This window comes from Spirosoma profusum, assembly GCF_014699005.1.
Classification (GTDB): domain Bacteria; phylum Bacteroidota; class Bacteroidia; order Cytophagales; family Spirosomataceae; genus Spirosoma; species Spirosoma profusum.
Window position 1 is genome coordinate 72,142 of sequence record NZ_JACWZY010000017.1, and the last position, 13,230, is coordinate 85,371.

A 13,230-nucleotide genomic window follows, 5' to 3' on the forward strand; every position below is an offset into this window, starting at 1 on the left:
AATTGCCCGCAAAGATAGCCGTTGACAGGGCATAAGCCAACCACCCCCTTACTGTCTGTTGACTTTTTTTGAGGTTAAGTACGTTTTTTTTAGGAGTTTATTCCCCAAAATCGTGATTAACGACTAATAGAGAATGATTAATGTATACCCTAGCATGCTCCTTTAAAGATGACTATGCCTCTTACAATATGTATAAATCATTCTCCATTAGTCGTTAACCTGAAATTTATGCAACTCAACGAAGCCATTACGTTAATCAACCACAGCGGTGTATCAACCGGAAAATCCGCTACGTGGGCCGATCTAGGTTGCGGAACTGGACTATTTTCGAAAGCGCTGGCAAACCTGCTTCCACCAGCGAGTCACATTTTTGCCCTCGATACTGACCAGAAAGCACTACGTAACATTGCCGATTATAACGGCGTTTCCATCGAGCCTGTTTGTCAGGATTTCGTTACGAGTGAATGGCCGTTTGCTACGTTAGATGGCTTGCTAATGGCTAACTCACTTCATTACGTTGCTGATAAACCAACATTTCTCCAGAAAGCAGACCGCTATTTGAGTGAGAAAGGTTGCTTTTTGCTTGTCGAGTACGATATGGACGTACCGAATCCCTGGGTACCGTATCCGCTTAGTTACGTAACGTTGACGAAGCTGTTTATGGAAGCCGGTTATTCAACCATCGAGAAGATTCACCAGATGCCATCGCGCTTTGGAAGGGCAAATTTATTTGGCGTTTTTATCAGTCGGTAACGTAGCACGAACAGTCTGCTACAACAATCTGAACTCTGTTTGTCCTTAAATTGTAAATTTGTCAGAACACCTAATCACTACAGCCTGTGTCGCTTCCGAAATCTTCTGCTGTCCTCTTTCTTAGCTTTCTGTTTGCTGTCAACTCATTCGCTCAGGTGCCGTATGGGCCTATTAAACCTACTCCTCCCGGCGAAATTCTGTCGAATCTCAAAAAGCTCAACGTACTGGGGTCCGTTTTATACGTAGCGGCCCACCCCGACGACGAAAATACGCTTATGCTGTCTTATCTGGCCAAAGAACGACTCGTCCGCACAGGGTACCTGGCCCTGACACGGGGCGATGGTGGACAGAATCTGATTGGTGCTGAACAGGGCGAAAACATTGGCGTTATTCGAACACAGGAGTTACTGGCCGCCCGGCGGGTAGATGGTCCCGATCAATTTTTCAGTCGGGCGTACGATTTCGGTTTTTCTAAATCGACAGATGAAGCGGTACGTACCTGGGGGCAGGAAAAAGTGCTGGCCGACGTAGTATGGGCCATTCGAAAATACCAGCCCGACGTAATCATTACCCGTTTTCCACCCGACGCCCGCGCTGGTCATGGGCACCACAGCGCATCGGGTTATCTGGCCGAAGAAGCATTCAAAATTTCCAACGACCGTAAAGCATTTCCTGAGCAGCTCGCTTATGTAAAACCCTGGCAACCACGACGTATCCTCTGGAACGTATTTATCCCGGGCGCTTTCTTGAGCAATAAAAAACCCGAGGAAGCGGGTAACTTGATTAGCATTGAAACCGGACTATATAACCCGTTGCTGGGCAAATCGTATGGTGAAATTGCCGCCGAAAGCCGGAGTCAGCACAAGAGTCAGGGGTTTGGCGTAGCAGCTAACCGGGGTGCCCGTATCGATTATTTACTTCTGAAAGGTGGCGATCCGGTTCAAACTGACTTGCTCGATGGTGTCGATATCAGTTGGAGACGTATCAAAAACGGTGAGGGTGCTCAAACACGAGTGACCCAACTTATCGCTACGTTCCGCCCCGACCAGCCAGCCGCTTCGGTACCGGCGTTGGTGCAACTGTACGGCGCTATCAGCCAGCTTGATACGTCTAACCTCTACGTGAAAACCAAACGGCAGGAGGTGCAAACACTCATTCAGCAATGCCTGGGGCTTTATTTCGAAAGCAATCCAACCAGTTATGCAGCTACTCCCGGCGAAACCATCCGCCTAAATACGAACGTAGTCAGTCGGGCCGATGTACCGATCCGGTTGGTTGGAGTTCGCTACGTTGCCAATGACTCTCCTGTTCTAAAAGACACGACGCTCAATCTGACGCTGAAACCAAACGACGTAGTACTACTGCCAACCAATTTAACGATTCCCAAAACGGCGAAAATTTCGCAGCCCTACTGGCTCGAAAAACCAATCGACAAAGGATTGTTTCAGGTCGATAAACAGCAACTGATTGGCTTACCCGAAAATCCACCTGCCCTGCTGGCCAGCTATACGTTCGAAATTGATGGACAACGCTTTACGTTCAACAGACCTGTTGTTTACAAGATGACCGACCCTGTTGATGGGGAAATTTACAGACCATTCATCATTCAACCGGCTGTTACGGCTAATTTGACTGAACGCGTTTATGCATTTGCCGACAACGTGCCCAAAACCGCCGACGTAGTGCTAAAAGCAGGCCGGTCGAACGTAGCAGGAACGTTAAAAATCGACGTACCGACAGGCTGGCGGGTTGAACCGGCTTCGCAGGCGTTTTCGCTGACTAACAAAGGCGATGAGCAGCGTCTTTCGTTTACGATAAAACCTGATGACCAGGCGCAATCGGGTTCGCTACGTGCCTCAATGACAACCGCCGACGGCAGTACGTTTACGACCGGTCTCCGATTAATCGCTTATCCACACATCCCGACGCAAACGCTGTTTCCGCCTGCCGAAGCGAAACTGGTTAAGCTGGATATTAAAGTGACGGCCAAAAATGTGGGCTATATTGCCGGAGCAGGGGATGAAATTCCGGCGGCCCTTCAGCAGATGGGCTGTCGTGTTACGTTGCTCGGTCCAGCTGAACTGAGTGGAAATCTGTCGGCCTACGATGCCATCGTGACAGGCGTCCGCGCGTATAACACCAACGAATATTTAGCTATTTATCAGCCCAAGTTGATGGATTACGTCAAAAATGGCGGTACGTTGGTCGTGCAATACGTAACACCGGGGAGCGGTGGTTTTATTCAGAACGGTCTAAAAGTGAACCAGATAGGGCCGTACCCGTTCACAATCGGGCGTGACCGCGTGACCGAAGAAGAGGCCAAAGTGAACGTATTAAATCCGCAACACCGACTCATGACGTATCCAAACAAAATTAGCGACACTGATTTTTCGGGATGGATTCAGGAACGTGGTCTGTATTTCGCTCAGGACTGGGACAAACAGTACACGCCCCTCTTTTCGATGCACGACCAGAACGAAGCCGATAAAGAAGGCAGTCTAATTTATGCACCTTATGGCAAAGGTCACTACGTGTTTACGGGACTTGTCTTTTTCCGCGAATTGCCCGCCGGTGTACCGGGTGCCTATCGCCTGTTCGCCAACTTGATTTCAGTGGGGAAATAATAAACTTGAGGCAGCAGATATTCTGGGCTAGTTACGGTTGACCTGGTTATAGAGCCAGCATGGGTCAGCCTGAAAACGGTCCCAATCAGCCAGCAGTTGCGTCCTTAACTCCTCAATAGATTGCTTTACATCATCGGATAGCTGAGCGTAGGTATCTGTTTGCAATTGAAGCCGGTAAAGGTATTGAATCAGGTTATAGCAGGTTGTAAACTGACCTGTTGCCGTTACGTCACCCAGGCGCTTTTGATGATCCTTATCGAACCAAAGCGTAGTATCCATCAGGCGGGCTTTTTCGGCCACATCAGATAGTTCAGTCGATGGCGTCAGTCTGTCGACATCATTTCCACGCCAGTCTTTTTCGCCAGGTTTAACACCCTTCTGATTCTGAAAATCGCGGTTTTCCTTATTCCCGGTACTGAGGTCGTAAATAAAATTAGAGGTTAGTCTGAACCGCCAGGCATGGTCTTCATATAATTGTTGGTAATCGGCCCGTCGGATGCGTTTGAGAAACAAATCACTCGCCAGAATTACCACGGTACCAATGCGGTCAGTTAGCATTCCAGCTATTGTTCCAAAAGGCAGCCTAGCAAAAAATTTCAACATCGACCATATATCATGGTCGTCCAGCAGCGGAGCTTTTGCGACAAGTATCTCCCGCAGTTTGCCAGGCCAATGACGGGCTTTTTCAAATAGTCTATCTATAGCAAACCCGAGGGCACTAAGAATAAGCATGGGCAGCACAAACAAAGCTCCAGTTATTTGCATCCAGACCTGGGGTGCAAAAATTACCATCAATAGACAGGCCGCAAACAACAGCAGACCAATAATACTTATAAAAATCCCCATCGATAACCCAGCCTGGAACAACTTCCACACGTTGGCTATTGATTTTCCCTGCCAGCCCGGCCCATCGGAGGTCAGTTGCTTAGGTACAAAAGGCGGAATATATTGATTTGACACATCCGTTATAATGGCCAGGTTAAAACAGGCGCCTGGCCGCTTACTACGCCGAAGGTCGGCCTGCAACATACTGGCTATGGCCTGATTATCAACAATTCCACCGTCCATCAGGCCAACCATTTGCGGCTCTTCACCGGGCGGTTCCAGAGACTTAATGGCCGCCTGCAATTCCTCTCGGGGGAGGGTGGCGTGCGAAAAATCTTCGGGAAAACGCATTGGCTCAAAGCCCGCCGGAAAGCACGAAGAAGCGGCAATGATATCGCCAATTTTTATTTTTTTGGCAGTTGCAATACTTTCCCGCTTAAACATAAGAAACTTGTTACCAATGGTATTGGTAAGGCCGGTCTGATGTGTCTGGAATCGAAACCAAAGCCCCCGATAAAACTCAGTGGTGTTAAAACACATTTCTCGAACCGGAATAGCCGGATCATCTGGGAAAATATCACCCAGCGTCAGACCGTCCAGTTTTTGGTCGTACACTCGGGCAAACGCATTGATCAGGTTGCGACGCTTGCCTCCCGTTGTCCATTCTTTATCATTGGCCAGGAGTACTGCCACTTCCTTCAGCGTTTCCGTACCGTTCAGGAAATTATGCGTCGTTTTAAAATACTCGCCAAATGACTGGCCTTTATGCAGTGAATGTCGGTAAAAAGCCGACGCCAGCGAGCCACCCGATGCACTGGCTATGTACGTCACCTGTTTTAGCAACGGTTCACCCCGAAACTGAAGATGGTATAAGTATGATAACGTACCGAGTAGATAAGCTGCCGCCCGAAAACCGCCACCTGATGCTGCAATCGCAATATTGGTGAATGGTTGCTTCGGAAATAGTCTGTAAATAGGCTTCTCCGGGTTTAGTTCAAAAAAAGCAATATTGACGGGTTTGGCAGGAGTTGCAGGGTGAGGGTCGGATGATGCGTTCATACGAGTTTGGATATGGACGAAAGCTACCTACACCTGTTTAGTAATCAAAAATAGATTTCTCCATTTGAGTTAACGGTTGACTTGCGATCATCGATCAGTTACCAATTTGGCACAGATTTCAATTCGTCCATTGACCAGTACGTCTGTTTCCCTTTTTGTTCGGCTTGTTTCATTATTTCATCAGCCCCTGCGGATGCTCCACCGACACGTAGTACCCCATCACAATGGTCGATAAGACGTACCGCGACCGGGTGAAAGATTTCGTTGAAAACAGCATCGCCGAGTTGGGTTGAGCCAGCCGCATGAATCAGGGGTAATGCAAGCCATTCTCCACAAACTGGTGTATGCCCCAGCCGATAAACGGCCAGCGCAGCTTCTTCCATACGATGCATGTTTTGAGCAATCAGCGTTTTATCGTCATTTGTGCCTGACCGATAAGGTCCAGCGATCAGAATCAGCATGTTATAGTGATTTTTGTTGTGTAGTTTTTACCTGTTTTCACGACAGCTGCCGCAAACGCAAGTGTTGCAACAGCATAATGGTCTTTCCATCCTGAATTTCGCCTTGCTTGATCATCGCCATCGCTTCAGCAACAGGTAGCTCCAGAATTTCGATTTCCTCTTCTTCGATACCGCCACCCGCGTTACGTTGCGTATCAGCACTGTATTCGGCAATGTAGAAGAACAGCTTCTCCGTCACTGAACCGGGACTCATGTACGCTTCCATCACCTTTTGTACCGACTCGATACGGAAGCCCGTTTCTTCTTCCATTTCGCGTCGGATGGCGTCGTCAGGGTGTTCGTCGTCGAGCAGGCCAGCGCAGGCTTCAATGAGTAGGCCGGTTTCGTTCCCATTCACAAAGGTTGGCAGGCGAAATTGCCGGGTCAGAATGACAGTATCCGTCTGTGGATTATGCAGAAGAATAGTGGCCCCGTTGCCTCGGTCGTAAGCTTCACGTTGTTGCGTTGTCCATTTACCGTTGTTTCCCAAATAGTTAAAGGTGTACCGTTTTAGAACGTACCAATTGTCCGACAGCAATTTTTCTTCTGTGATACGTACCCGTTCGCTAGCAATTTGTTCGATAATGTTCATTTTTGTTTATTTTTGAGCAAAACAAATCAATACGTCATGAATTTCCAACAACGGAAGCTAATTATTGTGCAAACGGTCGAAGAACGGGGCAGCGTTGAGGTACACGAACTGGCGGCTTTGCTCCAAACTTCCGATATGACGATACGTCGCGATCTGGTCCAACTGGCGGCATCGGGACTACTTTATCGGACGCGGGGTGGCGCCATGAAAGTAAGCCTCGCTTCTGACCAGCATCGATTTGCGAATAAAACGGCTGTCAATTCTGAGCGGAAAGATTATATCTGCCAATTGGCCGCCCGGGAGATTCAGGAAGGAGATATTATTTTTATGGACTGTGGGAGTACCGTTTTTCGACTCTGTCAATTTATCCGAAACAAACGTATCACCGTCATCACCAACTCATTACCGGTTGTGTATGAACTTATGCAATCGGAAGTGGCCGTTAATTTGATCGGGGGCGAAATCGACAAAGAGCGTCAGGCTGTACACGGACTCATGGCAGAGGAACACATGGCCCGCTACCGGGCTACACGCGCTTTTATTGGTGTCGATGGCATTTCGTTACAGCAAGGCTTGAGCGGCAATAGTGAGAAGGAAGCCAGCACCGCCATCAATATGGCCCGTCAAAGTGATACAGTTTACCTACTCTGCGATTCCTCGAAACTGGAGACCGATAAATATTTCCATTTCGCTACGTTAAGCCTGTTCAACGTACTGATAACGGACCACGAAGCGAAACCCGAAATTGTAACTGCTTATCGACAGGCGGGCATTGATCTACGCAATTAAACGCTGTTGCAACAGCGCTACGTACTGGTTAAATGGCTATTTAATGGGTTGGTTTTGTAGTTTTACGTCGCTGAACCCGCCCGCTCACTTGCGGAACGTAACGGTTCAGTCGGAACATAATGTATCAAATCTGGATTGATACTGGTGGCACTTTCACCGATGGATTAGCCCTCGACCCCAAAGGGCAACTTCACCGCACAAAAGTACTCAGCAGTAGTCGGCTCCGTGGTCAGTTCATCAACGGAAAACTCGTAGCGCCCTGGCTGACAGCCCCTATTTTCAACGGCTATCAGGTTCGTATCATCGAAACAGATAGCCTTTTTCAGATCGAATCGCTGCAAACAGACGGAAGGCTCACACTACGTAGCGATTCCGGTCCAATCGCTACGTCCCTTTGGGCAAATCCAGATTCTAACTATACACTCGAACTAGTTACGGGCGAAGAAGCCCCGGTTTTAGCCGCCCGTCTGTTAACGCAAACGCCTTTAGATCAGCCGTTTCCACCTCTCGAAATGCGGCTCGGCACCACGAAAGGAACGAATGCGCTGCTCGAACGGAAGGGCGGGAACATAGCATTATTGGTGACGAAAGGGTTCAAGGATTTGCTGGTCATCGGTACGCAGCAACGCCCGAATCTGTTTCAGTTAGCCATTCCACCAGCCGAGTTGCTATACAATACGGTGCTGGAAGTTGACGAACGAATGACTGCACAGGGGCAGTCACTAATCGATTTATCGGAACAGACTCTGCGCCAACTCATTACGCAACTTCAACAGCACAAACCTGATGCCGTTGCCATATCGCTACTTAACGCCTACCGAAATCCAGTTCATGAACAACAAATCCGCGATGCCCTGACCAGAGCCGGGTTTTCCTACGTAACGATTTCGACCGACGTATCGACCATGCCCCAATACGTAGCACGCACACAGACGACCGTAGTCGATGCGTACCTGACGCCCGTCATGCGTGCTTATCTGGACAATGTACAGCAGCAATTAGGAACGAGCGCATCGGTACGTATCATGACTAGTTCGGGCGGTTTGGTACGTGCCGATTTGTTTCAGCCCAAAGACAGCTTATTGAGTGGTCCGGCGGGTGGCGTTATTGGCGCGGCTAAGATTGCCGATAGTAGCCTGTTGTCGAAAACGTTAACCCTCGACATGGGTGGCACCAGCACCGACGTAGCACGAATTCACGGCAATCTGGATTACCGGTTCACGACGAAAATCGGGGCTTTCGAACTTCAGTTACCTTCGCTGGCGATTGAAACAGTGGCGGCTGGTGGTGGTTCTATTTGCTGGTTTGAAGAACACGGTACTACGTCGGGACAACTGCGAGTGGGGCCACAAAGTGCTGGTGCCAATCCGGGTCCGGCCTGCTACGGTGCCAGTAGCCCCGGTCAGCCATTGCTGCTCACGATTACCGATGTCAATCTGCTCCTGGGCAAACTGCATCCGCAACAGTTTGGGATTCCGGTTTTTCCAGAAAAAGCGCAGGAAGCACTAGATCAGGTAATTCAGCAGATTACAGCACGAACCGGGCACGTACCAGACCCAGTAGATATACTACGTGGTTTCGAACGTATCGCCAACGAAACCATGGCAGGAGCCATTCGCAAAATCTCGGTAGTGCGCGGCTTCGATCCCCAGGAATATAGCCTGCTGGTTTTCGGCGGAGCGGGTGGTTTGCACGGCTGCTCGATTGCCCGGCTACTAGGCATCCGAAGCCTGATCCTTCCCTTCGACGGTGGCTTGTTGAGTGCATATGGGATCGGGCAAGCGCAAATTGAACGCATGGCCTCGCGTACTTTGTTGAAACCACTGTCGGACGTAGCACCGGATCTGTTCGAATGGGTGAACGAGCTCACAAACGAAGCCGTGCAGACGTTACGTCAGGATGTTGGAGAAGATGTGCCAGTCACGCAAAAATCAGCGACGGTTTTCCTGCGGCTGGCGGGTCAGGAAGCTACTGTTGATGTGCCATACAGTCATCAGTTAGAAACTCATTTTCAGGCACGTTACCAGCAACTTTACGGACATTTTCCGGCTGATCGACCTATTGAAGTCGAAAGTATTCGGGTACTAGTCAGTACAGTTGGGCATGAATCGCTGGTCAACGAACCGCCCGTCAGTCATCGTCACGCCGTACCTACGTTCCGGGCCGATGCCATCCCCGCTTTCGACTGGACTCAGTTGCAGGAAGGTGATACGTTTCGGGGTCCTGCGTTGCTGCTCAACACTACGTCTTCGGCTTTCATCGAACCCGGCTGGCGGCTAGTTATTCAGGCCGACAAAACTGCTCTCGTCGATTTCATCGCTGATAGTGATGAAGAAGCTGAACTTCCGGATGAAGCGAGTTCTGCTACGTTGGAGAAAGCTGAAACGGGCGATTCCATTATTCAGCTTGAATTGTTCACGCAGCGTTTTCGGGCCATTGCCGAAGAAATGGGGGCGCAACTGCAACGTACCGCTTTCTCGGTCAACGTAAAGGAACGGCTCGATTTTTCATGCGCTCTGCTCGATGCAAATGCAGAGCTGGTTGCCAACGCACCCCACATTCCGGTTCATTTAGGCAGTCTGGGCATTTGTGCGCGGCTGGTTTTGCAAAAACTTTCTTTGGGGCCGGGCGATGTGATCATCACAAATCACCCCAAATATGGCGGTTCGCACCTACCCGACGTAACGCTGCTCAGTGGTGTATTTGCTAACGAACCCGGCAACGATCAACCAGCCCTTGTTGGCTACGTTATCAACCGGGCGCATCACGCTGAAATCGGCGGAAAAGTGCCGGGATCGATGCCGCCCGATGCCATTTCGCTGGTGGAGGAAGGTGTTGTGCTGGAACCTATGTACGTAGTGAAAAATGGGGAATTTCTATGGAAAGAAGATAGTCCGGAACAACGTAGCATTGCTTCTTATTTCACCGACGGCCCCTATCCCACCCGCGCTTTAGCCGAAAACCGAGCCGATATTGAAGCGGCTCTGGCTTCCTTACGTGCTGGTGAATCGGCCTTGCAGGAGCTGGTTCGGCATTATGGGGTAGCGACTGTTCATCAGTACATGGACCGATTAAAGCAGTCGGCGACCAACGCCATCAATGCTGTGCTTGCCCCCCTAAACGGTCAATCATTCCAGGCCAACGAATCACTCGACGATGGGCACGTTATTCAGGTCAATATTGCTGTCAATGAAGGACGTCTTCAGTTCGATTTCACGGGTACATCGGAAGTTCACCCGAACAACCTGAATGCCAACATCTCAATTCTGTACAGCGCTATTTTATACGTATTACGACTATGGTGCGATAAAGATATTCCACTCAACGAAGGCTTAATGGCTCCCGTCGAATTGGTGTTACCCGATTCCTCGTTTTTGAATCCCATTTTTCCGGATGATTCATCAGCCTGTCCGGCGGTAGTTGGCGGAAATACCGAAGTCAGTCAACGGCTGGTCGATACGTTGCTGAAAGCGTTTGGATTAGCCGCCTGTAGTCAGGGAACGATGAACAATTTTCTGTTCGGTAAAACCGCAAACCCCCATGATCCAACTTCTTCCAGCGGCTTCGGCTACTACGAAACGATTGGGGGCGGTTCAGGCGCGACCGACGGTGCAGATGGCCGTTCTGCCGTTCACCAGCATATGACCAATACCAAACTCACCGACCCTGAAGAATTCGAACGGCGTTATCCAGTTCGGCTGTCTCAGTTTACCATTCGTACAGATTCAGGCGGTGCCGGAAAATGGCGCGGGGGCGATGGGATTCTACGTGAAATTGAATTTCTGGCACCCGTTCAGGCTACGTTACTGAGTCAGCACCGCATCATACGGCCTTACGGCTTAAATGGTGGTCAACCGGGCGAAACCGGCCGGCAGACCCTCATTCATACCGACGGACGTAGTGAAGTCTTACCGGGCATTTTCACAAGAGCCATGCAAATCGGCGAACGTATACGTATCGAAACGCCCGGTGGTGGTGGGTTTGGGAAGTAATGCGGGTGGAAGCCCGCTTTTAAGCCAACAATTGCGGGTTTCCATCCGCGTTACGTTATGTCTTTTCAAGCACCAAAATCGCCAGACTCCATTTATGAACCCGAATTCGTGGAAGGTCTCTTCAACGAAATGAGCCTGACGTACGAGCGCATGAATACCATTACGTCGTTTGGCTTCTCGAATCGGTGGCGTCGGCAATGTGTGCATGAACTCGATATTCAGCCAGGTCAGGTTGTCGTTGATCTGATGACAGGAATGGGCGAAACCTGGGATTACATCTGTGGACGCATGGGACCGAACGGTACGTTAATCGGTGTGGATTTTTCCAACGGTATGCTACGTTACGCCGATCTGAAACGCCAGCGAAAACGGTTTGCTACGTACAACATCAGTATTCAGAAACAGAACGTATTAGCTGGTACGCTACCCGCCCATTCGGCCGATCACGTAGTGGTGTCGTTCGGACTGAAAACGTTCAACAATGAACAGATTCAACAGTTAGCTCAGGAAATTCACCGCATTTTGAAACCCGGTGGACAGTTTTCGTGCATCGAAGTATCGGTACCCCGACCGACTCTGCTACGTATGCTTTATATGTTTTACTTGCGCCGAGTCATTCCGGTGTTGGGAGCCTTATTTCTGGGCAATCCAGAGACGTATCGAATGTTAGGGATTTACAGCCAGCAGTTCAAAAACACACAGCAGGCATCGCAGCTTTTTCAACAGGCCGGGCTAAACTGTTGGCCAACGAGTTATTTTTTTGGATGCGCTTCGGGAGTTGTGGGACATAAGCCCTAGTGGCGCTGGCTACAGGATTTTTTTGTCATCCTGACGAAGGAAGGATCTTAAAGCATCCAAATTTGAGTGTTAGGATACGTTAAGATCCTTCCTTCGTCAGGATGACAAAAATATAGTACTAATTTCCAGTATTACAATCGACAATCAATTGATTTTCAACTTATAAGCCTTCAATTGCTCGGCAATCTTCTGATCATCAATCGGTAGTTTTTCCAGATAGGAAAAGGCTTTTCGGGCAACAAACTGATTCGGATTGTTAAGCAAATCGACTATTCGCCGGCACGTTTCAACATCTGTAACGCGATGCTTCTGAAATACGTCTAAGGTATTGTTGATTAATTCTCCATTTAGCGATGGTAAACGCTCAGCCATACTTTTTTTCGCCTGTGGATCTAGACGGGCGACTTCTTTGAACTTGTTGATAATCAGTTTTTGTGTGGCATAATTTGTTACCGCTAATTTGTCAGCTAATAAAACCTGCCAACTATCATCCTGCGCTTCTCCGGGATCAAGTGCGTGGATGGCTCGTTCAGTAAGATTATACTTATCGCCGTTAATAAACGTAAATAGCTTAGTCTGAAGGGCTGGCGTAAGTGATACGTTGCCCCGAATGTGGTCCAATCCCCAGCGTTTATCCAATCCATCCGGACTATCGAGAATAACCAGCAGCAATTCAGGTGATAACGACTTTTGAGTCAACCGAGTCACTTCCTCCTGCGTCGGACCATAGACCACGTGCCACATTTTATAGGTCGTATAGGCGGCCCCTTCCACTACGTAGTCCAGCACATTCTTCGCCGTGGCCGATGAAACTCCATCGACTTCATCGGCCGGATCCACAGGTTTTACCGAAGGGGCAATTTCAGAATACGCTAACGTAGCAAGTGGAGAAAAAGGATCGGCCAGAATGTCACTCATTCGTGCATACTCAGCCTTTTTGAAGGGTTTGTGTTTCGCTTTGCTCAGAAACTCGCCTTTGTCTAAAACGAAACCTAAATACCGGCCCGTCGGATTCCAGTAAAGGTTCACTTTCAGCAGTCGGCACTTATTGTCGAAACAAACGCTGGTTCTGATTTTCCGGTAATACGCCACCGGAAAGCCCTCTTTCGAACGCATCTGAAATAACGTATCATTCACAATTGAATCCTCGGCAGCCGCTTCATACGCCAACGTAGTATCGGCCTTGAACGGAAGGGTTGGCGTGCGGAAATAACGTATCTGTCCGAAACCTTTATAGGCTAGCAGACACAACGTAACAAATAACCACAAACCAGACCCTAACGTATTGACTTTCATGC

9 protein-coding genes are annotated in these 13,230 nt (G+C 49.2%); 5 read left to right on the forward strand and 4 right to left on the reverse strand.

Going from position 1 to position 13,230, the window contains the following annotated elements:
- Window positions 1-228: 228 nt before the first annotated feature.
- Together IC229_RS19355 and IC229_RS19360 are read left to right on the forward strand one after the other, a co-directional pair.
- Window positions 229-753 (forward strand): class I SAM-dependent DNA methyltransferase, encoded by a 525-nt coding sequence (locus tag IC229_RS19355; RefSeq protein ID WP_190888655.1) that lies wholly within the window; start codon window positions 229-231, stop codon window positions 751-753.
- Window positions 754-839: 86 nt separating this feature from the next.
- The gene (locus IC229_RS19360) at window positions 840-3,377 is read left to right on the forward strand and encodes a PIG-L family deacetylase (protein ID WP_190888656.1); all 2,538 of its coding nucleotides are present in this window, start codon (window positions 840-842) and stop codon (window positions 3,375-3,377) included.
- A gap of 27 nt (window positions 3,378-3,404) precedes the next feature.
- Here IC229_RS19360 and IC229_RS19365 read toward each other — a convergent pair whose 3' ends face one another.
- From IC229_RS19365 to nudK, 3 genes are all read right to left on the reverse strand, one after another.
- On the reverse strand, window positions 3,405-5,261 hold the full coding sequence (locus tag IC229_RS19365) for a patatin-like phospholipase family protein (protein WP_190888657.1): 1,857 nt from the start codon (window positions 5,259-5,261) through the stop codon (window positions 3,405-3,407).
- A 98-nt stretch (window positions 5,262-5,359) separates the two neighbouring features.
- Entirely contained in the window at window positions 5,360-5,722 is a 363-nt protein-coding gene (locus tag IC229_RS19370; RefSeq protein WP_190888658.1) for a DUF4406 domain-containing protein, read from the reverse strand.
- Between the two features lie 37 nt (window positions 5,723-5,759).
- Complete coding sequence (gene nudK, locus IC229_RS19375) at window positions 5,760-6,353, reverse strand: GDP-mannose pyrophosphatase NudK (protein ID WP_190888659.1); 594 nt, start codon at window positions 6,351-6,353, stop codon at window positions 5,760-5,762.
- A gap of 36 nt (window positions 6,354-6,389) precedes the next feature.
- On the opposite strand from nudK, the gene IC229_RS19380 reads away from it, so the two are divergent.
- The 3 genes from IC229_RS19380 to IC229_RS19390 all read left to right on the forward strand — a co-directional run bounded on the left by IC229_RS19380 (window position 6,390) and on the right by IC229_RS19390 (window position 11,932).
- Window positions 6,390-7,142: a DeoR/GlpR family DNA-binding transcription regulator gene (locus IC229_RS19380; protein ID WP_190888660.1), complete on the forward strand. Its 753-nt coding sequence runs from the start codon at window positions 6,390-6,392 to the stop codon at window positions 7,140-7,142.
- A 119-nt stretch (window positions 7,143-7,261) separates the two neighbouring features.
- Entirely contained in the window at window positions 7,262-11,134 is a 3,873-nt protein-coding gene (locus IC229_RS19385; protein ID WP_190888661.1) for a hydantoinase B/oxoprolinase family protein, read from the forward strand.
- Window positions 11,135-11,191: 57 nt separating this feature from the next.
- Window positions 11,192-11,932, forward strand: a complete 741-nt coding sequence (locus tag IC229_RS19390; protein ID WP_190888662.1) for a class I SAM-dependent methyltransferase — start codon at window positions 11,192-11,194, stop codon at window positions 11,930-11,932.
- A gap of 144 nt (window positions 11,933-12,076) precedes the next feature.
- On the opposite strand, the gene IC229_RS19395 is transcribed toward IC229_RS19390, so the two are convergent.
- Window positions 12,077-13,228: a hypothetical protein gene (locus IC229_RS19395; RefSeq protein ID WP_190888663.1), complete on the reverse strand. Its 1,152-nt coding sequence runs from the start codon at window positions 13,226-13,228 to the stop codon at window positions 12,077-12,079.
- Between the last annotated feature and the right edge of the window lie 2 nt (window positions 13,229-13,230).